Origin of the sequence: Streptomyces sp. NPDC052299 (assembly GCF_040679335.1) — a bacterium.
Lineage (GTDB): Bacteria > Actinomycetota > Actinomycetes > Streptomycetales > Streptomycetaceae > Streptomyces.
Genome location: NZ_JBFAUP010000021.1, coordinates 39,104 through 64,118 on the forward strand (window position 1 = coordinate 39,104; position 25,015 = coordinate 64,118).

General features: G+C 69.7%; 26 protein-coding genes and 2 pseudogenes. 21 read left to right on the forward strand and 7 right to left on the reverse strand.

Annotation, left to right across the window (positions count from 1 at the left end; all coding sequences use genetic code 11):
* Positions 1-10 precede the first annotated feature (10 nt).
* From AB0L33_RS29015 to AB0L33_RS29035, 5 genes are all read right to left on the reverse strand, one after another.
* Entirely contained in the window at positions 11-1,504 is a 1,494-nt protein-coding gene (locus tag AB0L33_RS29015; RefSeq protein ID WP_365686148.1) for an SCO6880 family protein, read from the reverse strand.
* Positions 1,505-1,581: 77 nt separating this feature from the next.
* A complete protein-coding gene (locus AB0L33_RS29020; protein WP_365686150.1) occupies positions 1,582-2,952 on the reverse strand; it encodes an ATP-binding protein in 1,371 nt (456 codons plus the stop codon).
* A 32-nt stretch (positions 2,953-2,984) separates the two neighbouring features.
* Positions 2,985-3,665 carry a hypothetical protein gene (locus AB0L33_RS29025; protein ID WP_365686152.1) on the reverse strand — a complete coding sequence of 227 codons (681 nt, stop codon included), beginning with the start codon at positions 3,663-3,665 and terminating at the stop codon, positions 2,985-2,987.
* Positions 3,665-3,973 (reverse strand): DUF6112 family protein, encoded by a 309-nt coding sequence (locus tag AB0L33_RS29030; RefSeq protein WP_365686153.1) that lies wholly within the window; start codon positions 3,971-3,973, stop codon positions 3,665-3,667. Before AB0L33_RS29030 ends, AB0L33_RS29025 begins: the two co-directional genes overlap by 1 nt.
* A gap of 47 nt (positions 3,974-4,020) precedes the next feature.
* The gene (locus AB0L33_RS29035; protein WP_365686154.1) at positions 4,021-5,139 is read right to left on the reverse strand and encodes an NlpC/P60 family protein; all 1,119 of its coding nucleotides are present in this window, start codon (positions 5,137-5,139) and stop codon (positions 4,021-4,023) included.
* Between the two features lie 506 nt (positions 5,140-5,645).
* Here AB0L33_RS29035 and AB0L33_RS29040 point away from each other — a divergent pair.
* The 17 genes and pseudogenes from AB0L33_RS29040 to AB0L33_RS29120 all read left to right on the forward strand — a co-directional run bounded on the left by AB0L33_RS29040 (position 5,646) and on the right by AB0L33_RS29120 (position 19,279).
* Positions 5,646-6,401: a site-specific DNA-methyltransferase gene (locus AB0L33_RS29040; RefSeq protein WP_365686156.1), complete on the forward strand. Its 756-nt coding sequence runs from the start codon at positions 5,646-5,648 to the stop codon at positions 6,399-6,401.
* A 239-nt stretch (positions 6,402-6,640) separates the two neighbouring features.
* Positions 6,641-7,186, forward strand: a complete 546-nt coding sequence (locus AB0L33_RS29045; protein ID WP_365686294.1) for a DUF4913 domain-containing protein — start codon at positions 6,641-6,643, stop codon at positions 7,184-7,186.
* Entirely contained in the window at positions 7,183-7,668 is a 486-nt protein-coding gene (locus tag AB0L33_RS29050; RefSeq protein ID WP_365686157.1) for a hypothetical protein, read from the forward strand. The genes AB0L33_RS29045 and AB0L33_RS29050 overlap by 4 nt, the downstream gene beginning before the upstream one ends.
* A 279-nt stretch (positions 7,669-7,947) precedes the next feature.
* Positions 7,948-8,607, forward strand: a complete 660-nt coding sequence (locus AB0L33_RS29055; RefSeq protein ID WP_365686158.1) for a hypothetical protein — start codon at positions 7,948-7,950, stop codon at positions 8,605-8,607.
* Between the two features lie 403 nt (positions 8,608-9,010).
* Entirely contained in the window at positions 9,011-9,493 is a 483-nt protein-coding gene (locus AB0L33_RS29060) for a hypothetical protein (protein WP_365686159.1), read from the forward strand.
* A complete protein-coding gene (locus AB0L33_RS29065; RefSeq protein ID WP_365686161.1) occupies positions 9,490-9,933 on the forward strand; it encodes a hypothetical protein in 444 nt (147 codons plus the stop codon). Before AB0L33_RS29060 ends, AB0L33_RS29065 begins: the two co-directional genes overlap by 4 nt.
* A 10-nt stretch (positions 9,934-9,943) precedes the next feature.
* Positions 9,944-10,354 (forward strand): hypothetical protein, encoded by a 411-nt coding sequence (locus AB0L33_RS29070; protein WP_365686162.1) that lies wholly within the window; start codon positions 9,944-9,946, stop codon positions 10,352-10,354.
* A 42-nt stretch (positions 10,355-10,396) separates the two neighbouring features.
* Complete coding sequence (locus tag AB0L33_RS29075; RefSeq protein ID WP_365686163.1) at positions 10,397-11,215, forward strand: winged helix-turn-helix transcriptional regulator; 819 nt, start codon at positions 10,397-10,399, stop codon at positions 11,213-11,215.
* A complete protein-coding gene (locus tag AB0L33_RS29080; protein ID WP_365686164.1) occupies positions 11,212-11,730 on the forward strand; it encodes a regulator in 519 nt (172 codons plus the stop codon). Before AB0L33_RS29075 ends, AB0L33_RS29080 begins: the two co-directional genes overlap by 4 nt.
* The gene (locus AB0L33_RS29085; RefSeq protein WP_365686165.1) at positions 11,727-12,959 is read left to right on the forward strand and encodes an MFS transporter; all 1,233 of its coding nucleotides are present in this window, start codon (positions 11,727-11,729) and stop codon (positions 12,957-12,959) included. The genes AB0L33_RS29080 and AB0L33_RS29085 overlap by 4 nt, the downstream gene beginning before the upstream one ends.
* A 323-nt stretch (positions 12,960-13,282) precedes the next feature.
* Positions 13,283-14,491 carry an ATP-grasp domain-containing protein gene (locus AB0L33_RS29090; RefSeq protein WP_365686167.1) on the forward strand — a complete coding sequence of 403 codons (1,209 nt, stop codon included), beginning with the start codon at positions 13,283-13,285 and terminating at the stop codon, positions 14,489-14,491.
* Positions 14,488-15,359, forward strand: a pseudogene (locus AB0L33_RS29095) (DUF317 domain-containing protein). The gene AB0L33_RS29090 and the pseudogene AB0L33_RS29095 overlap by 4 nt, the downstream one beginning before the upstream one ends.
* Before the next feature lie 29 nt (positions 15,360-15,388).
* Positions 15,389-15,874 carry a hypothetical protein gene (locus AB0L33_RS29100; protein ID WP_365686169.1) on the forward strand — a complete coding sequence of 162 codons (486 nt, stop codon included), beginning with the start codon at positions 15,389-15,391 and terminating at the stop codon, positions 15,872-15,874.
* Between the two features lie 179 nt (positions 15,875-16,053).
* The gene (locus AB0L33_RS29105; protein ID WP_365686171.1) at positions 16,054-16,731 is read left to right on the forward strand and encodes a DUF317 domain-containing protein; all 678 of its coding nucleotides are present in this window, start codon (positions 16,054-16,056) and stop codon (positions 16,729-16,731) included.
* 33 nt (positions 16,732-16,764) lie between these two features.
* A pseudogene (locus AB0L33_RS29110) lies at positions 16,765-17,789 on the forward strand (SpaA isopeptide-forming pilin-related protein).
* Positions 17,790-18,029: 240 nt separating this feature from the next.
* Complete coding sequence (locus AB0L33_RS29115; protein WP_365686172.1) at positions 18,030-18,611, forward strand: M14 family zinc carboxypeptidase; 582 nt, start codon at positions 18,030-18,032, stop codon at positions 18,609-18,611.
* Positions 18,612-18,613: 2 nt separating this feature from the next.
* Positions 18,614-19,279: a hypothetical protein gene (locus tag AB0L33_RS29120; RefSeq protein WP_365686174.1), complete on the forward strand. Its 666-nt coding sequence runs from the start codon at positions 18,614-18,616 to the stop codon at positions 19,277-19,279.
* A 359-nt stretch (positions 19,280-19,638) separates the two neighbouring features.
* Here AB0L33_RS29120 and AB0L33_RS29125 read toward each other — a convergent pair whose 3' ends face one another.
* Entirely contained in the window at positions 19,639-20,523 is an 885-nt protein-coding gene (locus AB0L33_RS29125) for an ETEC_3214 domain-containing protein (RefSeq protein ID WP_365686176.1), read from the reverse strand.
* Between the two features lie 460 nt (positions 20,524-20,983).
* Between AB0L33_RS29125 and AB0L33_RS29130 the strand changes: the two genes are divergently transcribed.
* The 4 genes from AB0L33_RS29130 to AB0L33_RS29145 all read left to right on the forward strand — a co-directional run bounded on the left by AB0L33_RS29130 (position 20,984) and on the right by AB0L33_RS29145 (position 23,975).
* Positions 20,984-21,337 carry a DUF317 domain-containing protein gene (locus AB0L33_RS29130; protein ID WP_365686177.1) on the forward strand — a complete coding sequence of 118 codons (354 nt, stop codon included), beginning with the start codon at positions 20,984-20,986 and terminating at the stop codon, positions 21,335-21,337.
* 76 nt (positions 21,338-21,413) lie between these two features.
* Complete coding sequence (locus AB0L33_RS29135; RefSeq protein WP_365686179.1) at positions 21,414-21,704, forward strand: hypothetical protein; 291 nt, start codon at positions 21,414-21,416, stop codon at positions 21,702-21,704.
* Positions 21,705-21,719: 15 nt separating this feature from the next.
* Positions 21,720-22,541: a DUF317 domain-containing protein gene (locus tag AB0L33_RS29140; RefSeq protein WP_365686181.1), complete on the forward strand. Its 822-nt coding sequence runs from the start codon at positions 21,720-21,722 to the stop codon at positions 22,539-22,541.
* Positions 22,542-22,592: 51 nt separating this feature from the next.
* Positions 22,593-23,975, forward strand: a complete 1,383-nt coding sequence (locus tag AB0L33_RS29145; protein WP_365686182.1) for a transposase — start codon at positions 22,593-22,595, stop codon at positions 23,973-23,975.
* Between the two features lie 332 nt (positions 23,976-24,307).
* On the opposite strand, the gene AB0L33_RS29150 is transcribed toward AB0L33_RS29145, so the two are convergent.
* On the reverse strand, positions 24,308-24,991 hold the full coding sequence (locus AB0L33_RS29150; RefSeq protein WP_365686183.1) for a hypothetical protein: 684 nt from the start codon (positions 24,989-24,991) through the stop codon (positions 24,308-24,310).
* Positions 24,992-25,015: the final 24 nt, after the last annotated feature.

Consider the following 25,015-nt stretch of genomic DNA (forward strand, 5'->3'; position numbering starts at 1 on the left):
GGGGCCGGGCTCAGGCGAGGCCGTACTTCTTCTGCGCGTCGGTCCGCGCGAGGGGAAGGGCGGAGAGAGTGAAGGCGTTGGGCTGCTGGTAGTTGAGCCGTCGCAGGTCGACTCCGGCGGAGACAGCCGCGGTCTCGATCTGGGCGCAGGCGGCATCCAGAAGCGCGTCCGTCTCGGCGGTGACGGTGACCAGACCGGTCATGGCGACATCAGCGTGGCCCGCGATCAGCTGCCGTTCCCGCGCTTTGACGTCGGCGTACTCGACGGAGTCCTCCTCGGAGTCCACCTGTCCCCGGCGGGTGCGTTCGGTGGCGTCGGCGATGATCGCGGCCTTGCGCCGCTGGACGTCGCGCAGCGCGGACTCGATTCCCTGCGGCACGTATATAAGGGAGAGGCTGCGGCGCACGCCGGCCGTGAACATCAGGCCATGCAAGAACCCGGCGTTCGTCTCGGTGCGCGGCCAGTTCTCCACCCAGTACGTCGTATGCCTCGCGCTGTCGGTGGCGAGACGGTCGTACTCCTCGACCTGGACAACGGGCCCGGCCGCGCTGGGGTGGGCTTCGGCGCGGCCGGTCTCGGACCACTGCTGGAGAGAGGCGAGTGCCTTCGGGTCGTAAGCCGTGCGGACGACGGCGGCGATCTCCCGCGCGCTCAGCCAGCCGGTGACTTGAAGACCGGCGGTCCGGGCCGCCTGCGCGATGCTGGCAGTCGTCTGCGCCATGACGGTGATGGCGCCGGGCAGTCCTCCTCCGGCCTGGCTGATCAGCCGTCGGGCGGCCCGGAGGTCGAGGGAGATGGCGAGGTAGGTCTCGTGCGGAGCGGCAGCGGGTCCGGCCGATGCGACCAGTTCGGAGTAGATCTGCCCGGCGACCGGAGTCTGGGACTGCCCGTGCTGGGTCCAGTGGCGTGCGAGGGTGTCGCCGGAGTCGGGGACGGTGCGCTCCAGCACCTGCACCGTGGCGACGTGTCCGGTGCGGGCGATACCGGCCAGCGCCCGCCCCCAGCCGCTCACGTGCGCGTTCTGGGTCGCCGGGTCGAGAAGTACGAAGGCGCGCGCGCTGACGCGGGCGATGGCGGTCAGGGTCTGCTGATGCGGGTCGTGTACGGCGGCGGCACCGTTGGCGGAGTCGCCGGGCGTGACTACCTTCAGGGAGGCGGCTGTGCCGGGCAGGTGCAGGAGGCCGTCCTGCCGCGGCCGGGTGACGGGTCGGGCCAGCCAGAGGGTCTGGCCCGTACGGCGGCGGTGTGCGTAGCGGGCGACGATCGGCGCCCAGTCGATTAGGGAGCGGCCGTGGCGGCGGATCGCGACGAGTGCTGCTGCGGTGGCCCATAGCGGGGTCAGGGCGACAGCGCCGAGCAGGCCGGTGGTGACGACCGTCATCAGAAGCAGGGCCACCATCGAGGCCGCGAGTGCGAGTTGGGGCAGGGAGAGGCCGAGGAGGACGCCGCGGCGCGAACGGTGCGGGAACTTCACCGTGACCGGGGCGACGGAATGATCAGTCAAGGGGGTCCTGGTGGCGCGGTTGGAGCCTGGGGCGGGGGCACGGTGCGCGCCTCCCGCCCCAGGTGTCGGGCGGCGGATCAGAGGCCGGTCGGAGGCGGTGGCGGTTGGCCCGGCCCACTGAACGTGGCGTTCGGCGAGCCCGTCGGAGGTGTGCCCTGCGGAGGCGGGGTTGTGGTCGGCGGGGTGCCCTGCCACCCGCTGTCCTGGCCGGGCGCGGCATGCGCTCCGGGTCCGGTCGATCCCGGGCTGCCGCCCAACTGTCCGCTGGTGTCGTCGGACACGCTTGTCGGCGCGGGCTGGACGGCCTTCTCCAGGCCGGTCTTCACGGGGGCGATGCCGGGCGAGAGGTTCGTCCCGTCGTTCTGCGGACCCTTGTTCTCCTGGTCGTCTCCGCCGGTCGGATGGGCGGCAATGTGTCCAGGGAATCCACCCACGCCATCCGGGCCTTGCGGGGCGGCACCGGCGGCGGCTGTGGCACCGCCGCTTCCGGCGGCGCTGATAGCCGCGGCGCCCTTCCGGACTGCCTTCTCGGCGTGTGCCCGCGCGATCTGGGCGCCGGCGCCACCGGCACGGTGGATGGATTCGCCGTCGGTGCCCTCCGATGCCCAGTGCACGAACTTGAAGACGGCGTAGGGACAGAGCAAGACCAAGATCATGATCACGATGCCGGCCATGAAATCCGCGAGCGCGGCAATCCCGTCCGTGGCTTCGGTCTTGCCGAGGGCGGCGATACCGAGGACGAAGATCACGGTCATCAACAGCTTCGAGACGACGAGGGTGGCAGTGGCTTCGATCCAGCCCTTGCGCCAGCGCCGGGCGGCTTCCCAGCCGCCGCCGGCGGAGGCGAAAACGGCCAGGGTGACCATGACGAGAATGCCGATTTTTCGGACCATCATGACGCACCAGTACAGGAACGCGCCGACGGCGGCGCCGAGCCCGACGGCCACCGGTACGAGCCACCCCATCTGAGCCAGGGCCCCTAGCGCGCTGACCTTGATCATGCGGCGAATGGCCGACTCAAGGTCGGTGTGGGCGGCTTTAAGGAGGCCGTCGCTGAGGGCGTCGACCACTTCGACGGCCACGGTGGTCAGCGCGATGGCGGCGAAGGCGAAGAGGATGCCGGAGACGGTGCCGGTGAATGCTTGTGTCAGTGCTTGTCCGTCGCGCCGGATCGCGGCCCGGACCAGCTGTGCGCAGAAAGTGGCGACCGTGACGGTCAGGCCCAGCGGCAGCAGCATCTCGTAGTTGTCGACGAACCAATCGGCGGTGAGGTCGACCTTCGTGGTGGTGGTGACCGCCTCGGCCGCCAGGTCGGCAGCGGTGGCTGCCAGCTCAGCGGTGGACTTCGCCAGCCAGTTCCCCAAGGACTCGGCCGGGTTGGAGGCGAAGTCGGCAGCGTCGCCGACGGCGCACAGTGTCCCGGTCAAGGGCAGATCGCAGAAACCCACGGGGTGGTGCTCCTTTCGGTGTCAGATGCGGGTCACTGCGTGACGTTCGGGGCGACGGCGGCCAAGGTGCAGTCGTGGGAGGGGCGGCACTGCACCGCAAGGGTCACGGCGCGGTCCTCGGCTCCGCCGCCGCCCTTCCACGTGATGCGCTGTTCGCCGTTGACGGTGACGGCGTAGATGTACGCCTCGGTGATGGCTGACGGGTTCTCGGCGAGCGCCTGTTTGAACGCGCCGGGATAGTGGCCTTCGGGGGTGTTCGCCGTGGCGTGCTGGTCCTGGTCGGCCATCCGCAACCACAGCACCGGATCGGGGACTTGGCCGGCGACCGAGGACCAGTCCTGGTAGGCGGACTCCTTCGTCATCCATGCCCGCATGAAGGCGAGTTGCTGGTCGCGGCTGGTGGTGCGGGTGTCGTAGGACCACAGCATCCGGGCCGCCGCCTTGGCATAGGTGACTGGGTCGGAGATCTGCGGGGGAGCAGGAACCGGCCCGGTGGTGGAGGAAGGCTTCGGCACGGTCGTGGTGGAGGACGGGCTGTCCGCCGGGGCGGGCGCGACGGTCTCCGGAGGTTGGTGGCCGGTGTCGCTTCGGGTCAGCAGGGCGATGATCACGGCGGCGGCCAGGAGCACGGCGGCAACCGCGGCGACGACCGCGATGCGACGAGTTGCCGACCAGGTGGCCCCGTACGAGGAGAGGGAGGGTAGTCGCGGCATCAGTGGACCTGCGATCCCAGGGTCGAGAAGAAGGCCACGACCCCGTTCGCTGCGCCCAGTCCGAGGGCTGCGCCGGCGGCGACGACCGCGCCCTTCTTCCCGTTGGCCTCGGCCTGGTGCCCGCCGGTGTGGTGGCCCCAGGCCCACACGCCGAGCGAGATGGCGAGCGCCCCGACGACGGCGATGATCGCGAACAGGTTGATGGAGCTGACGACGGTCGTGAGCACGCTCAGGCCGGGCAGGCCGCCGTCCTGGGGCGTGATGCCCGGATCGAATGCGAGGGGGGCGCTGTGGTGGGTGACGGACATGGGTGTTGGCGGGCTCCTTACGTGCGAGGACCAGGCGAGGATCGGTGTTATGCGACGCGGCGGGCGGCGAGGATGGTCCAGTCCTTGACGGGGGTGATCCGAACCGGCTTGGAGGTGCGCGGTGCCTCGATGACGAGGCCCTCGCCGAGGTAAATTCCGACGTGTTCGGGCCGGGTGGGGATGCCGCGGCTGAAGACGAGGTCCCCGGGCTCCAGATGGGAGAGCGAGATCGCTTTGCCCTCACGGACCTGGGTGTACGTGGTGCGGGTCAACGTGATCCCGGCCTGCGCGTACGCCTGCTGGACCAGGCTGGAGCAGTCGCAGCGGCCCATGGGGTCCGGGCCGTGCGCGGCGGTGCACGAACCACCCCACTGGTAGAGCGTCCCGAGCTGGCGCATCGCCCACTTGATGGCCGTCCGGGCTTTCGGATCGGTGTTGGCGGGGATGGAGTAGCCCTTGGGGACGCTTCCTTCGGGGATGCGGCCGAAGCTGGACCCGTCCGGGGTGCCCGCGCAGCCGGTCACACCCGTCGACGCCTTCCCGGCCTGGCCTTTGTCGGTGCCGTGGCCGGGGAACGTCCGGGCGATGGCGGTCTGCAGCGCGGTGGCCAGGGGCTCCCACTGCGCGTACGCGTCCGGCAGCCCGGACTTCTGCACGGCCTGGGCGGCCTGGGGAATCGTCATCTGCTGCCAGCCGGGCACCTTGAGCAGGTGCGTGAAGAACGCCTTGCTCGCGTGGACCGGGTCGTGGATCTGCTCGGCGGTGCCCCACCCCTGGGACGGGCGCTGCTGGAACAGGCCGAGCGAGTCGCGGTCGCCGTAGGTGAGGTTGCGCAGCCGACTCTCCTGCATCGCGGTGGCGAGCGCGATGATCTGTCCCTTCGTGGGAACGTCGAGCGAGAGGCCGACGGACACGATCGTCCGCGCGGCGGGGATCTGCTCGGCCGGCAGATCCAGGCCCTCGACGTGCACGTCGTCGCTGGACGCGCCGTCCAGGAGCCGGCTGACCTGGTCGGCGATCTTGTCGGTGTCGACGGCGGGCACACAGGGGATGAGCGTGGCGGTGGTCTGCGCGGCCTCGGATGAGGAGACCAGCGCCATGGCGACGCCGGCGATCAGGAGCGGAGAGAGGAAGACGACGCCGATGCCGACAGCGAGCCACTTCAACGCGGGGGTGCCGCTCGCCGGTCACCGGTCCTGGGCATGGGTGGATGTCGCGATGTCATGACGGTGTCCTTCGAGATGCATGTCCGGCGAGCCGCGTGCGCGAGGGTGTCGGAAGGGCGCGGCGGCCGGAGTGAGCGGTCGGGGCGACGGTGCAGCGAGTTGCCGCTCGCCTCGCGTGGCCGGGACAGGAAGCTAGATGTGCCGATATACGGAAATCCTGCGAGAGGCGCGGCGGGTGCATCCGGCGCTGGTGCGCACCGGGCAGTTCAAAAACAGTAGGCCCAGATCGGCGGTTGCCCAAAAAGGCAGGCGTGAGGTACCGGAATCCGATACCTCACGCCTGCCTTTTTGGGCGTCGGCGGATTCGCCTCTACAGTTTTTGGACTCCCCTCGCCCACCTCGGTCCGCGGCCCTGGGCTTCTGCATGCCCACTTTCGGCCCGCGAGGACTCCTGCGAGGCGGCTAGTTCAACCCGGTTTTTCCCGCACCCGAATAGGGGTTCATCTTTGCCGTTTTCCCTGCACCAAGGCGACGCCCTCAGCGTTCTCGCCGGCCTTCCGGACGGCTGCGTCGATTCCGTCATCACCGATCCGCCGTACAACTCAGGTGGCCGGACCGCCAAGGAACGCACCAGCCGCTCCGCCAAGCAGAAGTACACCTCCGCCAACTCCAAGAACACTCTCCCCGACTTCACCGGCGAGAACATGGATCAGCGCAGCTACACCCGCTGGCTGACACAGATCATGACCGAAGCCCACCGCCTCACGAAGACCGGCGGGACCGCCCTGCTGTTCACCGACTGGCGTCAACTGCCCTCCACAACCGACGCTCTCCAGGCAGCCGGTTGGCTGTGGCTGGGCATCCTGACCTGGCACAAGCCGCAGGCCCGGCCACAGAAGGGCAAGTTCCGCCAGGACTGCGAGTACATCGTCTGGGGCGCCAAGGGCAAGATCAACGCCGCCACGAACCCCGTCTACTTGCCCGGCCTCTACAGCGCCTCGCAGCCGTCGGGCTCGAAGCGTAGGCATATCACCGCGAAGCCCGTGTCCGTCATGCGTGAACTCGTCAAGATCTCTCCGCCGGGCGGCACGGTACTGGACTTCTGTGCCGGCTCGGGCTCCACGGGTGTCGCCGCCCTGCTGGAGGGCCGGGACTTCATCGGCGTGGAGAAGACCGAGGACTACGCCGCGATCGCGGCCGACCGGCTCACCGAAACGGTCCGCGAGACCCTGACCCAGGATGACGTGATCCTCACCGCCTGAGTCGCGAGCGCCGCTCGCGCAGATGCCAGCAGTCGCCTCGATGGCCCAGCGAAACCGGTCATAGGGCTCTGCCTCCGCGCCGCCGTGTGTCGCCGCCTTGTCCCTTCCCCCTTCTGCGTCTCATAGGAGGCCGCACTCTCATGACCGAATCTGTAAATCCGCCTGATGGTGGGGAGTTGGAGCCGATTCGTATTCCCGATCCGCAGCTGGAGGGAATCGAGGCGAGCGTCCGACGGCTCATGGAGCAGTCGGCGCAGCAGGCCCAGCAGCTCGACCACCTCTCCTCCGCCCCGGAACCGCCCGGTTCGCCGTTCGCCGCGTTCGGCATGCCGGTCGGCCGGCCGCCGAGCGCGCCGCCGGAGCCCCGTCCGATCCTGGAACTCGATGGCGAGGAACTGGAAGACGAACTCGACGCGCTCAGCGACTGGGTCGATGACTACTTCCTTCCGGTCTACGGGGCAGAGGTCACAACCGCCGCGCCGTGGTGCCTGGAGTGGCAGGACCATGACGATGTCGTGGCCTGGCTCCACGCCCTGTGGCTCGCCTACCAGCAGCACCGGGACCCCGAAGCAGGGCTTAGTGGCCTGTTCGTGTGGCACCGGGACTTCCTCACCCATGCTGTCGCGGCGATCCGCGCACCCGGCGGGCCGTTGTCGGCCTGCATGACCTCTCCCGACCGGCCTGCCCATCGTCTCCTGCCGGGCCCGCCGCCGTCCGTCCGCACGGAGGCGGCGTCCAAGCGGGCAGCCGACGAGCCTGCCGAGCCGGATGAGCCGACGTCATGAGCGGGGGAGTGAAGCAGCCCGCGTTCGGCCTGAGCTTCGACCCCCGCGCCCTGACCGACCTCCTCCAGGCCCCGGGCGACATCCGCGATCTCACCCTCGCCTACCTGCAGGAGGTGGTGACCGCGCAGCGGTTCGGCCAGCGCCTCGACGGGGACCTGGAGGGGTACCGGAAGCTGTTCGTGGACTCGCGCAAGGAGTGGCGCGTCGTCTACGCCGTCCGCCCTGCGCCGACGAACTCCGTGCACCACAAGGACATCCACGTCATCGCGATCCGGCCGCGTGCGGGCAACGACATCTACGACGAAGTGGGCCGGCGTCTGGGGATGCCCCGCCGTCCGCTGAGCGCCCGGACCCACGCGGCACGCTCCCGCTCCCCGCAACTGACCACCCGCGGACCCGTGCCCCGGCCCGGGCCACCGCCCACCCCGCTGCAGGCACTGCGCCGTCCCGCACCGGCCTCCACGCCCCACCACAGCCGCTGAACGCACGGAGCAACGTCCACGCCACTCAGCCCGCGCCCAACTCACCTCGGCGAGCGGCTTCGCCGCTCGACCACCGTGACAAAGCCGCCACGGGCCACGACGTCGACAACCTGGGGTCCTTCCGTGGCCGAGATGCTCTCGGCGAGCCGCATGCCCACCTGGCCTACCAGCACCGGGAGCTGGCCAACACGCAGGCGGGCGTCGTCGTAAACCTCCGTCGCTGGCACCCGCATCCCACACCGAGAGGCTCTTGTTGTCCCCCACCGAACCGGAACCGGTTTGACCGCCGACGAGGCGGCTTACCGCGCCTTCACCGACACGCTTGGGGACGAGCTCGTCCCCCTCGCTCAACATCATGCCGACGCGGAGACCTTCTACGTCCTCTTCGACCGGACCGCCACCTGGGGCCCCCCAGGCACGCCGCAGATCCTCGCCGTTCACTTGAAACGGGACAAGGGGCCGTACACCGTCGACAGCGCAGCCTTGCCACTGGCAGTGATGGCCCAGTCCTGGCTCATCCACCGCGGCTGCCCACCCGATGCCATCGGCTTGGACCCGGAGCTGTGCGCCCTACCGGCGGACGAGACCACTCGATGGCTGGAGCGACGCCTTGTGGGCGAGGGCGATCACTTCGCCATTGTCTCCTCGTACACCCACGACGACTCGGACGACGCGTTCACCGTGGTGGCGCTGCGCGCCATGGATGAGCGAGCCCTCAGCCCGTTCCGAGTCGTCGTTGAGGAGTTCGACACCGATGCGTGGACGTACACCTTGCGCGAGGGTGGCTTCGACACAGCGGACGAGGCTCTGCAGTGGTGCGCCGGCCGGCTTGAGGGCGAGGCCGGTCCGCTGCCGCCGGTTCGCCCCGCAGCCGCTGCCAGCCGCCCGGCGGGTGTGGCGCAGGCTGCTTTTCCCCGGCCGCCCGGTCGTACGCGCTGAGCGTCAAGTACGACGCGGCGGCGCAACATAGCCGACGATCGCCGGTTAGCCAAACCGGCGATTCTCCGGACTCTTAAACAGCCGCCGGAACAACTCCCCGGCACGTTTCCGCTCAATGCCTATGCCTTCACGGAGGTCTTTTCCGCATGCGCTCGACCCGAATCGTCGTATCTGCGGTGATGCTCGGTGCTCTCGCTCTGCCGGCGCTGTCCGCTACCACCGCCAGGGCGGTACCCACCGCCTCCTCCGCATCCCCGGCATCCAGCTGGCACGACCTGCCGCCGCTGCCGTACTGACCGAAATCCGGATCCGGCGGATTTCCGTAGCGGCTGAGCTGCCCAGGTACGGCCGCCCCCTTCACCTTCCGCCAGGCATCGGCCCTTCCAGAATAGGAGTTCCTCTTTTGTCCGACGGTATATCCGACGGTGCCGAGGATGTCGTGGGCGTACTCACCGAACGCATCGAAGGCCACTTCGGCATGGGTATGGACGAGTTGAGGGCCGCGGTCGGCGAGGAGCCGACCGCGAACCCGGATGCCACCGATGTCGTTAAGTGGCATGGCCTGCTCGTCCAGGCCCAGTCGGTGCTGGATCGCTCGGAGGACGATCTCCTCGCCGCGCTGGAGTCGCAGCCCAGCGAGGTCGACGATCCGACGATGGGTCTCGCCCACCGTGTGAACGAGGCGGTCACCGTCCGCGACGGTCGCGCCATGGTCGTGCGATGGCTCCTCGACCCGGATGCTCCGGGCAAGCAGGGCCTCGCCGCCGAGCGTCTTACCCGCCTTCGTTCCCGGACCGGTCCAGCAGTGCAGACCAGCCCTCCCCGCCGGCCCGCCGAAGCATCCCCACCGGCGTCGGCCCGGCAGGTAGGGAGGCTCACCCGATGAGCCGCACCAAGTCCAGCAGCATGGACGGCGAATTGCAGAAAGTTTTCGGGAAGCCGGTTTCCGCGCTGCACGAGGCGGCTGTCGCCAACGACGTGTCACCCGCCCTCGTCCGGGCCCTGGAGCTGCGCGCCTTCCTGGTGCTCACCGAGGAGCAGGTCGCCCGCGTCCGCGACCGCGTGTACGCGGACATGGATCCGAACCGCGACATGGGCGAACTGTCGGCGGACAAACTCCGCTTCGACGCGCAGTGGCTGGAGGCGGCGCTCGATGCCCGCGACGGCTACCGCGCGGCCCTCGGCGAGCTCCTGCGCACCATGCCTCCACCCGGTCAGCGACCCCGGCCCGTGCGGACCACGCAGCTCCCGGCCACCACAGCCCTCCCCGCCGTGGCCGCCCCGACGTCCTCGCGTGCCGGGGCGGCCCGGGCCTCCCGACCGTGAAAGTCCGCGATTGCCCCTACTCACGTCCACCGAGGTAGCCGGACGGATCGAGGAACTGTACGGCGCGCCGCTCGCCGAACTCGCCGCTCACGCTCAGGAGAATCCGCCCGGCATGCTCGCCGCGCTGCTCGGCATGCACGACGTCCTCGCTCAAGCCGAGCGAGGCATCGCGTTCCACCGCGACCACCTTGCCCGGCTCCTCCACGACCCCGAGCGGCAGATCTGGCAGGGCGACGTCTCCCACCTTCTCGACGGATCACGCCGGCTCGCCGAAGCGGTCGCCGTCCGTGACGTCCAGGCGACCTCGGTCGCCGCCGTTCTGCAGAGCCTGGCACCCGTTCCGGCCGCACCTCCTCCTACGGCTCCCGCAGTCCCCGCGGCTCCGCCTCTTCCGGTGCAGAGCACAGCACCCAGCCGCTGATCCGCAGGCGATTTCCCCCTTACGCACCCAGGAGTTCCTCCCTTGGCCACCACCGCTCTGCCCCCTGATACAGACACCGACCTCGCCCGGGTCACCGAGGCCCTCGCCATGATCACCCCGCGATGGAACGTGCGGATCATGCTCGCGCTCTCCGGCCCGCCCATGCGGTACAGCGAGCTGGCGGCCAAAGTGTCCTGGCTGCAGGACGGCCAGCTGCACCCGAAGCTCAAGTCCCTGTGCGAGGCGGGCCTCGTCGAGCGCACCGAGCACAGTGGCCGGCACGTCACCTACGGCCCCACCGAGCGCGGAGCCGACGTGCTGCCGGTCCTGCCGCTGATCGTCACCTGGGCCGAGGAGCACTTGGAACAGCCGGACCAGCCGCTGTCCGCCATCGACCAGATCGAGGACAGCCTCACCCTGCTCACCCGGCGACACGCCGCCGCCATCCTGTGGGTACTCAAGTCGCGTGGGGACGTCAGCGGTCGGGCGCTGGCCCGGATCGTGATGCCCAGCAGCGACTGGACCAACATCTACCCGCCGCTGCGGCAGCTCGTCGCCGACGGCCTGGTCGACACCGGGGGCAACGGACAGCCCTACCGCCTGTCCGCGGCGGGCGACGGTCTCGGCCCGGTTCTGGGCGCCCTGTCCGCCTGGTCCGCCGGGCAGCCCCTCGACCAGGCGGCCCACCACCCCATCTGGGGGCACCCGCAGACGAAGACCGCGCCGAGGCCGTGGGCCAGCAGCCAGCCCCGGCCCGTTCCGGCCGCGCTCCCGCAGACCCGGACGGGCGAGTCTCCCGTGTGGCACAACCGCGACCTCTTCTCCCACGCCACCACCGCGATGGGAGGTCCGCGCCGATGACCACCACCGCCCACACTCCCGCCGCAGTACGCCAGGCCGTCGATCTGCTGGCCTCGCGCTCCTTGATCCGCCTGGTCAGCGAGATCGACGACCACGGAGCGATACCGCCCCGACGGCTGGCCAGCACCCTGACCGACCTCTCCACGCACCACCTGCGGCGCGCCGCCGAAGTGGCCCGCGCACACGGTCTCATCCGGATCGCCCCCGGCTCCGGCCTCGAACTCACCGACTCCGGCACCGCGTTGGCTGATCTGTACGACGCGTTCGCCCGCTGGGACCGGCACCACTACCCCGCACCGGTCTGCGCGTTCACCGAACGCGTCCGACGGGTATTCGACGTCGCCGTCCCATCGCTGATGTCCGTCTGTTCCGATGACCTGTCGGGGCGGTACGCCGAGCGGCTGCCCAGCGCCGAGGTCGAGGCGGAGCTTGGTCGTCCCCGCGCGCTCCTGGTCCAGTGGCTGGCCGACAACCCCCAGGCCACCGAGGTGCCCGAGCCCGGGATGGCCGCGTGAGCACAGTCATCTCACCCCGGCACGCCGGCTACACCGCCGGGCTGGCGCGCGGCATCTACCTGCCGCGCACGGCGGACGCCCTCGCGCACGCCATGTCCACCTACGGCATCCCGCTGCTCGTCCTGGCGACCACCCAGTCCGCCGCACTGACGGGCACCGCGTTCGCCCTGGAGTGGATCCCGCGGCTGGCGGCCTTCGGGTGGGCGGGAACGGTCGTCGACCAGCGCGGCGCAGCCACCGTCTTCCACCTCGCCTCGCTGGGACGCGCACTGGTCCTCGCCGTCGGTGCGGTACTGCTCCACCTCCACCCGACCGGACACGCCGCGGGGCTGACCCTGATGGTCCTCGCGGTGACGACCGGCATGCTCACCGAAGTCAGCTACATCGCCGCTGAGACGGCGGGAGCCGACGCCGGCCGCCGAGCAGGTGCACGAGCCCACCGAGTCCAAGCCGTTCTGCTCGGCATCGACCAGACCGCGACGCTGGCCGGTCCGGCACTCGCCGGCGTACTCCTGCTCGCCGGACCGCCCGTGATGCTCGCGGTCGTCACCGTGCTCTCGCTGCTCGCCGCGCTGCTCGCCCTGCGCACCCCGCCCTCGCACGTCGCCACAGGGACGCCGAAGGGGAAGCCCGGTGCCGGACTGGTCACCGGGTGGCGCACCATCCGTTCGCTGCCCGCGCTCGGCTGGCTCGTGACCGGCCTGAGCTTGTCCAATTTGGCCACCGGCTTCCTTCAGGCGGCCGGACCGGTGATCGTCGTCCAGCACTACGAACAGTCCACCACCGCCGTCGGCCTGGTCTGGTCCGCCGCCGCAGCCGCCACCCTCCTGGCCGTCACCCTCTGCAGGTTCCTCCTCGACCGCCTCGGCCTATGGCCAGTCGGCGCCACCTGCGCCGCCCTGGCCTCCCTCGGCTGCCTCGCCGCCGCCAGGGCTCCCGACTACCGCTCCTACCTGGTCCTGGTCGCAATCCTCATGGCAGCGGAGGGAGGCATGGCGGTCGTCCTGCGCACCCTGCGCTCCCGCCTGATCCCACCGGAGAAGTTCGGCAGCACCCTGTCGGCGACCATCCTCATCCTCCTGCTGCCCTTCCCGGTCGCCGGGGTGCTCACCGCGCTCACCCCGCCCGACGCACTGGGCCACGTCATCACCGCGTGCGCCGTATTGCAGGCCCTCGGCCTGACACTCGCCTTCGCCCGGCTTCGCACCGACCCCGCCCTTCGCACCTGAACCGGTACGCCCTTGTTCGTGGAGAACCTCGTGCCCACCGCCGTCGGGCGCGGTATCACCGCGCCGCCCGCCACCTTCCCGCCGGCGCGACCCGGATCAGCCTCAAGCATCTCTTCGAGGGCCTGCGCCGTCAGCTTCCGCACGGCGTCGCCGGGTTGAACACGCACGCCAGCTGATCACCCAGCACCCCCACTGGGCGTCCGCGTTCGAGCTGCGCCGACGCCGTGCCGCCTGACCCGACACCGCCCGCTCTCCTCCCCTTTTCCCTTGATGCCCACCGATACGGAGCACCCTTCTTGTCCGCTCGCCCTCTCGTACTCGTCGTGTCTCCCGGAGACGAGACTTACCGCGGCTACTGCCTGGAGCAGGTGGCCGCCGCGTACGACGTCGTCCTGCTCACCGGCACGGAGCCGTCGTGGGAAGCGCAGTTCGTCACCGATCACGCCGTCGTCGACTTGGCCGACGTCACTGCGCTCGTCGCTGCCGGCCGCGCCCTCGCGGCCCGCCACAACCTGGCCGGGGTGGTGACCTGGGACGAGTGGATCCTCGTCCCCACCGCGCACCTCGCCGACGCGATCGGCCTGCCCTTCGCCAGCGTGGGGGTCATACAGGGCTGCCGCAACAAGGCCATCGCGAGGGGACGCTTCGCCCGCGCCGGGGTACCGTCGGCCGCCTACATGAGCGCCCGCACCCTGCTGGAGGCCGGGCTGGCGACGATGACGATCGGTTACCCCGCGGTCCTCAAGCCGTCCGCGTTCGCCGGCAGTATCGGTGTGGCCCGCGTCGACCGGCCCGAAGACCTCCCCGCCGCCTTCGCCTTTGCCTCGGCCGGGGCCGACCGCAGCCGCGAGGACCCCGGCGGCGTCCTGGTCGAGGAGTACCTCGACGGCCCCGAGGTCTCCGTCGAATGCGTGACCCAGCACGGGGTGACCACGGCCGTCGCCGTGACCCGCAAGCACCTGGGACCGGCCCCTCATTTCGAAGAGACCGGGCACACCATCGACAGCGCCGACCCTCTCCTCGCCGAGGTCGCCCCTGTCGCGGCAGCCGCCGTCAAGTCCCTGGGCCTCACGGACGGGATACAGCACGTCGAGATACGGATCGTCGACGGAAGTCCGCGGCTCATTGAGGTCAACGCGCGTATCGGCGGCGACATGATCGGACACCTCGTGCGCCTCGCCACCGGCATCGACCTCCCCAGGGCCGCCGCCGACATCGCCTGCGGCCAGACACCCGACCTCACCCCGACCCGTCACGCAGCCGCCGGCATCCGCATGCTCTACCCGGACACCTCCGGCACGCTCACCGAACGGCACATCAACACGCCCTTCGCCGCCCACACCCCCTGGCTGCACCAGGTCCAGTGGCTCCACGAGGTCGGTGACCCGATCCGCCTACCGGCCCAGGGCGGGGACCTGTTCACCGCCCGCGCCGGCTTCTTCACCGTCACCGGCCGCACCACCGCCGAGGTCACCGAACGCCTCGACACCGCCGCCGACGAGATCACCGTCACCACGAGGTCAGACCGATGACGGCTCAACCCGACCCACAGCACGAGATCGACGGCGACGTCTACGTCTCCCCGCGCTACCTCGCCTCCACCACCGGCACCGGCGACCCCGCCCTCGCCCCGCTCCTCGACCTCGGATGGAGCATCGAACACGACGACCTCGGCAACGGCTACATCAACGCGCCCGACCGCCGGGTCCGCGTCGGATATCTGCCCGAAGGAGAAGACGACGGGCTCTGGCGCATCAACGCCTACCGCGACCCGTTCGGCCCTCCGGTCTGGGGAGCCTGCTTCAACGACGGCACACCCACCGAATTCGTGACCGCGCTCACCACCGCCGTCGCGACCACGTACGAACAGGGGTGGGCGCTTGCCTCGCCCGGCCGGTCGCCGGCCTCGACGAGCAAGACCCCTTCCGCACGGTCAAGCCGCTCCTGGACCACGGCTGGACGTTCGACCAACCGCGTCAGGGCGTCTTCGCGGTCCAGGCCCCGGACGGGCACGCCGCTCTGGAGTACACAGCTGGCCCCCTTGATCGGGACGCCGAGCTCACGACGCGGGACGCCCGGTGGCAGCTGTGGGCAGGCGAGTCGATAGACCGACCCGCCTGGTACGCCACGTTCAGCACCGATACCCCCGTCGCCGTGCTCACCGCGGTCACCGAGTGCGTCGCCGATCCGGCACCGCTGCCCCGCTGGCGCGAGGCGACCTTCAGCTACATCGAGGGAATGGCTCGGCTCACCCCGATCCTTCCGCCCGCACCGCCAGCCCCCACACCGCTCGACGTACGGCGGGCCGTCGCAGCACGCCGGCCCGCGGCGCTTCCCGCAGCCAGCGTCCCGCGCTGGAGCACCACCAGCCGACCTGCTCTGCCCGGCCCACGCCGGTAGGACCGGTCCGAGCCCATCCGGAGACCTACTTGCCCCTCCAAGCCGATGCCTTCTACGCCCAGTTGTGCCTCCCTTTCCATAACTGCGCCACCGTGGGCAACACCTATTTCGCCGCCCCTCACCCCAGCGCACCCTTGCGGCTGCGGATCGACTTCGCCGAGACCATCCACGCCGACACCTACGGGGGGCTGCGTGTGGCGGTTGTCCACCCGGACCGCGGTGAGATCGACGCGGTGGTGCTGAGCTTCCTGGACCACGGGACTTTTCACCGCCGCGACGAGGCCACCGACAGACGTCCGGGGACCAAGGGCTACGCCACCTTCGACAAGTACCACCTCCCCGGACGCCCGCCGTGGGAAGGGGCCGTCACCACGGTGCTGCGTGATGCCATCGAGCGGTACGTCGCCGTCTGGTTCCCCGGCGCCTGGGCAGTACGCCGGCAGGGGCCCTCGGTCGAGAACACCGCCCGCATGGCGCCCGAAGCACCGGCCACGAACGCCGCACGCAGCCGGTAAGCCCGCTTCCCAATTGCCCTGCACCGCCGCCTCCGTCAGGAGCCCTCCATGCTGCCCGACCCGCCCCTTGACCCCTTTAACTTCGGTCCCGACCAGAAGGTGAAGGTCCTGCCTCGCCACCTCGCCGGGCCGGGGGAGAGGGACCTCCGTGAGATCTGGCCGTTCCCCTTCGACGGCGGATGGAACCTTCACCGGCCGACGAAGGGATGACGTTCTCCAGCAGTCCATGCGCCCGGGTGTGGACCAGGCTCGTCCTCGAACCCGACACGAGAGGTCAGGGAACGTGGACCATCGGCGCGAGTCGCACTCCCTTCGGCCGCTCGTCATGGGAGATCACCTTCGACGTCACCACCCCCGCCGAAATCCTGCACGATGTCCACGGCGAGCTGCGCGACCTCTACCTCCGTGACCGGCGCAGCGACCGGGACCATCTGTTCAACGACGAGATGGCCCCGCACACGGCGTACGCGCCCTTGTTCGCCCGCGGCTGGAGCCACGAACTGAGCGTGCAGGGCACGCAAACCTTCCGTTCGCCGGAGGGCCTCGGTGCCGTTCGACATCGCTTCGCTTCCGGTACGTTCCGCGGACCAGACGACCCGGCCTGGACGGCCTGGACCGGAGACTGGGGCAAGCCGCAGTGGAGGGCACGCTTCGCGCGCAATACCCCCGCCACGCTCGTCGCGGCCTTCACCACCTCCCTGATCTCCACCGAACCGCTGCACCGCACCGTCAAGGACGTGCCGCTCGACTTCCGGGACCGCCTCTACACGGCGGCAGCGACGGGCCACCAGCCCCCAGCGCGCCCGCCCGCGAACCCCACCGCCGACAGGACCCACCCCCCTCGCCGGGCCCACTGACACCCCACCAACCCTTTAAGGAGTTTCGCCCCCGTGCACGCACGTCTCGTACGACCCGCCGCTGTCGCCATTTCGGTGGCCAGCGCCCTCGCCTGGGCGCCGGCCGCGAGTGCCCAGCCGTCCGAACCGATTTCCAGGGCCTCCGCCGAGACCCCGGCCCCGGACGCGGGCAGCGTCGAGATCACCATGAAGGACACCGCCGGAGACGTCCTGGCCGGCGCGGAGTTCTTGCTGCTCGACGCCGGCGGCCTGGAGGCCGGACGCGGGACGACCGATGCACAGGGGTTGGTGACCTTCGCAGACCTCGCCCCCGGGGTCTACCGGCTCAAGGCGATGTCCTCCGGCAGTCCGCTCCACGACGTCGTCGCCGACCAGGACGTCATCGTCACCCCGGGCGCGACCACGCGGCTGACCGTCGTCGGCCCGTTCAAGGCCGCCAAGGCAAGGTCCACTTGCAGGTCAAGGACGACAAGACCGGCAAGCTCCTGCCCGGCGCGACCGTGAACATCGGCACCGGCACCTCCACGCTGCTCACCCTGACCACCGGCTCCAAGGGCACGGCCTCCGGCGAACTTCCGGTCTCCAGCCGGGCGACGCGGTTCTGGGCCAAGCAGACCACGGCCCCCGCCGGCTACGACCTGTACAAGCCGATCAAGACGTTCACCGCAGGCCCCGGCTCCCCGGTGACCGTGACCGTCGCCAACGCTAAGACCGCCACCGTTCCGAAACCCAGCCCCTCGGACAAGCCGACGCATACGCCCACCCCCATCCCGTCCACCCCGGTCAAGCCGAGCAACGGGACCGGCGGCACCGTGCCCTCCGCGTCGAGCACCAGTACACCGGCTGCGGGTGCAGCGACGGCGGCGGCGGAGATCCCGGTCGATGCCCCCACGCCGAAGGGACCGACGGGCTCACTCGCCCACACCGGTGCCGACGCGACCCCGTGGATCGCCACCGGTGCCGGCCTCCTCGTCGCCGCAGGCGCGGCGGCTCTGGTCGTTGCCCGCCGCCGTACGGTCGGCGCGTCCGGGGCGCAGAGCGACGGCAAGCACAGCTAACCGAAGAGCGACCGCCCACGAGCAGGCCCCCAGGACACTTCCTGGGGGCCTGCTCGTACTTGCGGCCAGACCGAGTCATTCCTCGTGGCCCGGATAAAACGTCATGCAAATAGCGGCAAAATAGAGAGAACTGAGCAGTTGACCCTGCAAGCTTCTGCAACTCCCTCGCCTGCCTCCGTACTGCTGGACAGACTGCTGCAACCGAATGGTGCGAGAAGGGGGTGGGCAGTGCAGGGTGCGTTGAACAGCGGATACGTCGAGTCGGATCTCGTAGTGCCGGAGGCTCCCCCGCAGTGGGACGAGCTGCGGGAAGGCATCGGGAAGCTCGTCGCGGAGAACTCCGGGCTCTGCGAGTTGAGTACCGTCGGATCGTCGCGTGCGGGTGAGCCGCTGGAGATGCTGACGGTCCTCGGCGGCCCGCTGACCGTGCTGGTGGTGGCTGGACCTCACCCGAACGAGCCGGTGGGAGCCGCCACGGTGATGAGTTTGGCGCGGTACCTGTTGGCGCGGCCGGAGACACGCGACGTGATCAGTTGGCATCTGCTGCTGTCCAGCGATCCGGACGGGGGCCGGCTGAACGAAGACTGGTCGACGGCTTGGCCGACGGGGCTTGAGACCTATCACCGGGCGTTCTATCGGCCGCCGGTCGACGCACAGCCGGAGTGTGCCTTCCCCGTTGAGGGTTTCACTGGACAGCTGCCGGAGACGCTCGCACTGATGTCCGTGGTGGACGACCTGCGTCCAGCGCTCTCGGTTTCATTGCACAACTCCGATACAGGCGGTTCCTTCATCATGGCATCCCGTGCCGAGAGGGGACTCTAAGCGTGCTGGCAACGGCGGCCGACCGACACGGCATCCCCGTGGAGGCGCTGCCATCGGACTGCATCGGGCTCCCGTCGCCGGGTGCCGGCGTGTTCGTAATGCCCGAACCGGCAGCGGTTGCCGACAGGCCGACTCCCTTTCCGGGCGAGTGGGTGCCTGCGGGCGGGAGCAGCATGCACTACGTGGCACGGCACGGTGGGCTGGGCATCTCGCCAGAGGTACCGATGTGGCAGACACAGGCCATCACGCTGTCGGCGGCGGACGGAGCCGAGTACCGGCGCCAGGCGGTGCGGATCCTGGAAGGTGTGCTGGAGCGAGTACCGCCGACGCCGTCCGTGTTCCGGCCAGCGGTGGAGGAACAGATCGCGATCATGCGTCTGATGACGCGAATCGCCAGAGAGAACCCGCAGGACTGCGCCGACCAGGATCTTGCACTGCTGGTTCTGCTGCGGGGCGCTGGAATGCTCCTACGGCACCTTGACGTCCTGCTGACCGAGATGCCTCGCCACACTGCCGTGCTCACCGAGCGAACGGCGCTGGAGGAAGTATTCACGAAGTGGATCGGGACGGCGGAACGAGCGCTCCGGCCCGTTCCTTTCACTCTGGCGCAAACAGTCGGTTACCAGATGGACGTCATCCTCGGCGCTGCTTGCTTGGTTCAGGCGTAGGCCGGCCCGCGTTGTTATGCAAGGCGGATGGGGACCCGGAGATGGTCGCGTAGCGCGATCGGCAGTGCAGCACCCCGGCAGGGCCCGCGGCTGTGAGTTCTCGGCACCCACGCCATATGCCGACGCTGTGACCTGTTCTTTCTCCGGACCATCTCGCCGTGGTGTGCGGGAAATTCTCAACTGCGGGCCATCTGCAGCCTGGACCGGTGCTACAGCCGCTGGCGTTAGGCACTTGAGGTGCGAGAGCGAATCCGAGGGATGCGGCGGAAGGAGGCCACAGGGGAGCTGTCAGCCGCTGTTGGGTCCAACGGGCTCGACAGCGGCTGGTCTGTTTTGCGTCGATCGACCGGGCTTCCGGTTCAGCTGAGGGTGTCGACGGACCGCCTTTCCAAGCGGTTGAGGTGTCTGCGCGACCACCAGTGCCGCCAGTGGAGGCTAACCCGGTTGGACCAACTGTCGAGCACGTAGTACTCGCGCTCCGCGAGCCGAACCAGGTCCTGGTCTACTCCCAGTGAGATGCCGAAGAACTGGCCCTTCTGAAGCTCCTCGTACAGGGCGACACCGCTGACGACGATGGTGTTGATCGGCGCCTTGGCCCGGTACTCGTTCCTTTTCCGGTCCGGCATCCGATTGACCTCGGTCTCGGTGTCGTCCCAGTCGAGCGTGGGGGCAACCGCCTGATAGCCGATGTCGTTGACGCCGACGTACCAGCTGCGGTATCCCCCTGGGTTGCCGAAAAAGTGTTCCTCCAAGTACCCGAACCGGCGGTTTCCCAGCCATGCCCGGTGTTCGTCGGGCCGGCGGAGATCCGAGAGAAGGGACTTTCCGAGGCGGACGCGGGTGTCGCCAACAAGGACGCGGGGACGGAACCACCAGCTGGTGGTGGTGATCCCGTACATGACCAGGACGTTGTCTTCGGACCAGGTGACCAGGTAGGCCAGTCGGAAGAGTGACCAGGTCCGTATGGTGATCTCGATCTCCTGGTTCTTCTCCTCCGTGTCCATGATCTCTTCGGCGTCAGGGGCGACCATCCGTGTGCAGGTCATCTTGGACTGCCACTTCGGCTCACCGAGCAAAGCCTCCACGTAGTCATTCCGGACGCCCGGGGCGACCTTGCGGAGCTGGGCGATGAGGTATCGGCGGCGCCCGAGAGTGAGACGCCACCCCACCAGTACCGCTTTGCTCAGGGACATGACGGCGACGAGTATCCCTGCCAGTTGCCAGAGGTTGAGCGTAGTGTTCATCGCTGCAGAATGCCGCACCCGACCCTCTTTGGTTGAAGAGTTCGAGGCCCGGCCGGGATCAACGGCCCAGGCCCTGCAGGTTGCTTACGCGATCTTGCGGATCTCCGCCTGGTCGGACGCGGTCGGCCCGCACGGCGACGTCACGCCGAACCCAAGATCAAATATTTGGCGCCAACGCCCGCCGATGGTTCCCGTGGGGCATCTTCGCGCAGATCTCGGCGGCCAGCGAGAACCGTCGAGCCACTGACCAGTACATCCTTACGGCGACGTCGTAAATGCGGTCCATAAAGTGCCGCGTCTGAGAATTGGGCACGGATTTCGAGAACCTGCAGCGGCGGCCGAAAAGAGCAGTTCGCCGGGGGCAGACAGGAAAGATCGCGGAAAGACTGGCCAAGGTGCGTGAGGGCATGTCAACGTAGACGACCTTGCTAGAACTACCAGGTCAGAGAGGTGATTGCCTGTGGCCGTAGCTCCTGGCGGTCCTGGATTCTCGACCACCATCGACGCCCTGCGGCTGCACGATTGGCAGCTTGGCCCGGGCCAGCCCACGCTCGTGACAGCTCAGTTCTCCGCCGTCGACTTCCACTTGATCGTGGATGACCGCGGGGACGTGCACATCAGCTCGAAGGACGGCCGCTTCTACCTCGGCTGGTTCCCTGGTGGCCGTTCCGGCACTGATGGTGAGGGATGGACGGTCGCGGTCGCCGGTACGGCCGAGGTGCCCGGCTACCGCATGGCGTTCGACACCGAGACGCCGGCTGACATCGTCGCCGCCGCTGTGGCGTGCGTGCTGGCGACTTCACGTCGCATGTGACCGTGGCTGCCCCTGTCGGCGCCGCTGACGGCCGATCCGTATGACCTGTTCGTTTCCCTACCTCAGGAGGCTGTTCGTGACGTCCTCGGAGATGACCGTCGGTGATCTCATCGATCTGCTGTCCGCCCATGACCGGAGTGCTCCGGTCCGTCTGGCCATGAACCCGTTCTTCCCGATGGCACACCGCGTAGAGCAGGTGCTGGCGTCTGTGGACGAGACCGGTCGGGCCGTCGTCTATCTCGCCGAAGGACGGGACGAGGGCGCCCAGCTCGGCCATCTGCCGAGCGAGGTCGCAGTCGCCCTGACGTGGCAGGGTCCCGTTCAGGCGCCCCCGCGCCGTCCCCGCCGTCGTGCTGGCGGCAACTGAATCCGCACCGAGCCCTTGGAGGCGCGCCTGTACCCCGACTTTCCGACCGACTTCTCCGCTTCGCGCGGCGGCCAGCCCGCGTTTTGGGTCGGGCCCCGGCACCTGGCTGGTGACGATGGGCGTCTCTACGACGTCGTCGCCGACACGCTCTCCGGCCTGGGCTGGACGAGCCTGACGGTGGTCCGCGGCCGGCAGGTTCCGGATGAGGCGCCAGAGGACCGGCAGGTCGTGCGCAGCACCGTCTTGCACATCAGCCCCGACGCGCTTCGCTGGGCGCAATGGGCGCTTGCGGACGAGCCGTTCTTCCTCGGAGGGCTGCCGATCGCCTGGCAGGTCTCCGCCCGCGCCGAGTTGAGCAGCCCGCTTGCCCAGTGGTCGGCGTACTTCACCTGCGACGTCCCGGGCGAGGCGGTGGTCGACTTCCTCGTGGCGCTCGACGCGAGCGGCCAGCCCGCCGAGCAGCTCGCTGGACCCGAGGTGGTCCTTGACGCTGTTGCCGCCCACGGATGGCTCCGCGACGTCGACCGGCCTGAGGGTGAGGCGACGGACCCGACGTTCACCTCGCAGATCAGCCTCGGCGAGGTTCCCCCGCTCATCCAGGACTCCGACCCGCGCGTGCTCGCGGCCGAGTACGACGAGACGGGACCGGCTGGATGGCAGGCATGGGCCGAGCCCGCGCTCGGCGAACCGTGGCTGTGGGCGGCAAGTTTCGCCGCCAGCGTCCCGCACGATCTCGTTGCCGCCTTCGCCGCCTCCCTCAGCTCGACCGCACCGGTCCTGCGCCGGGTGCTCCCCGCAGCTACCCAGGACCGGCTGCTGCGGGCACCGGCCAGTTAGGACGCGCACGCGTCCCCTCCCCGTTTTTCTTCTACCTTTCGGAGGTGGTTTTTGCTCTTCGCAGGTTGCGACTGGTCGGACCAGTGGCTCGATGTCGCCGTGGTCGACCGGTCAGGTGCGCTCGTCGGCGAAACCCGGATCGTCTATGCCGAGACCCCGGACCCCGTCGCCAGCTACACGGAGTTCCTCGCCCCGCTGACCCGTAGGTGGCGAGCGACCGTCACGGGAATCGAGGACGTGGGGCTCCTGTTCGCCCGCGCGCTGGCGGCTTCCGGGCTGGAGGTCGTACATGTGGACCCGACGCGTGCCGCTCGTCACCGCGCGGCACAAGGGATCCCCAAAAGTGACCGCGCCGACGCCAGGCTGATCGCCTTAATGACTCTGGCGGGCGAGGCGCGACCTGTTGTCGCATCCTCTCCGGAGGCGGAGGCCCTGCGCGTCGTGGCGCACGCCCATCGGGCAGCCGTGGTGCGCCGTGCTGAGGCACTGCACGCCCTGAGGGCGGGGCTGATGCGGATCTGGCCGGCGGCCGTAGCGGCGTGGCCGGCGAATGTCGGCGGGCTGCGTAGCGCCCAGGCGCGAGCCGTGCTCGCCGTTGCCCCCACCCCGCGGGCAGCAGCAGGGCTGGACCGTACGGCTCTGGCTGTGCTGCTGTCTGCCGCGGGACGCACGCGCACGGTCCAGGACGAGGCCGAGCGTCTGCGCATGATCTTCCACCGCCCGGCGATGCTCCTCGATCCCCGGGTCGAAGGCGCCGAGGCTCTGCGCATCGGGCATCTTCTGGCGGTCCTTGACCATGCAGTGCGCAGGGTCGAGGACCTGGGGCGGGACTTGGAGCGGCACTACACCGGCCACCGGTTCCACCCGCTGATGGCCGGCGCTCCCGGTATCGGGACCGTCCTCGGTGCTTACCTCCTGGCGGAGATCGGCGACCGGCCCGTCGAGCGCTTCGGCAGCGGACGATCCCTCGCGGCGTACGCGGGTGTCGCTCCGGTCACCTGGGCCTCCGGCCAGACCGTACGGGTCGCCTTCCGGCGGGCGTCCTCCACGCTCCTGAGGAGCACGCTCCACGCGACGGCGTTCTCCCTGGTCGGCCACTCACCCGGCGCCCACGCGTACTACACGATGCGCCGCTCCGCAGGCGACGCGCACGCCACGGCCCTGCGGAAGGTGGGACGCAAGATCGTCCTCTGCCTCTACCACTGCATGGCCACCGGACTGCCGTACGACGACGGCATCGCCTTCGGCTACGACCCTGCCGCCGACGGCGCTCCCACCCGCTCCAGGCGCCCACCGCTCGACGAAGAGCAGATCGAGCAGGCCCGCAGCATGCTCGCCGCTCCCGGGAGTACGGTCACGGCCACGGCCCGGGCCTTCGGGGTCAGCACGCAGACGATCTATCGGCACGTTCTCGGCCGTCACCGGACCCGATGACACGGTGACGTGCTCGTTCGGTCCGAGGGAGGAGGCGTTCACCGTCCGGCGGTGAAGGCCCCCGCTCTCGGCCAGAGCGGGAGAGGCGGGCGGCCCGTGGTACGCCCGAAGGTATCCCCGGGCCCTGAGCCCCGACGTGGGAATGGCGCCCACGGTCCCGTCCGCCTCGCTAGACACCAGTGAAGCCCGGCCTCCCCGTACGGGGAGGCCGGGCTTCACGCATACGTCCGACACATGACGACCGCACGGCCCCGCCGCCCCTCACGGGCTGCGGGGCCGACCAGCAAGGGGCGCCGCTCGAAATGAGCGACGCCCCAGCGGACCGGTTCGCCTCACCTCGTGGCCGTGGCCTTGGTGAGAGCCTTGTCGAGGTGGCGGTCGACGAGGGCGGGGGAGCCGGAGACGACCAGCAGCACGTTGCCCGCGCGGATCGCGGTCTGCTTGACCACGGTGCTGTGTCCTCCAGTGGAGGCCGTCAGGAGCTGGCTCCACTGCTCGTCCCCAAGCCCGCGGGGCGGTGCCAGCTTCTGTGAGGCCATGTCGATGGGGGTACCGCCCGCGACGACCTGATACGTCGGGCACCCGGTCATCGCCGCGAAGATCTCGCCGGTGCCGTCGGACAACGCGTCCGGGTGGCCGCTGTACAGCTCCTCCGAAACTTCCGAGGAGCTGCCGTTGGTGAAGGAAACCTTCGCTTCGCGCGGGAAGGACAGGCTGCCGCCGATCGCGGCATCACCGCCCAGCTCGTTCAGGGCCGGGCAGCCGACGACGGTGACGTCGTCGTGCTGGGCGGAGCGCTCCGGCTTGCGCAGGTAGTCGGGGCCGAGATCGTTCTCGTCGAGCAGGCGCGTCTCCAGCGCGGCCGAGGAGAGGACAGGGGTGGTGCTGGCCGGCTTTCCGGTACGGGCGGACGGTGCGGTGGTGGGCTCGGTGCCGGCGGTGTCGGCGGAGCAGGCGGGCACGGCGAGGAGGGCGGCGGTGACGCCGAGGACGGTGGTGGCGACGCGAACGCGCATGACGGAACTGACCCCTTGGTGGAC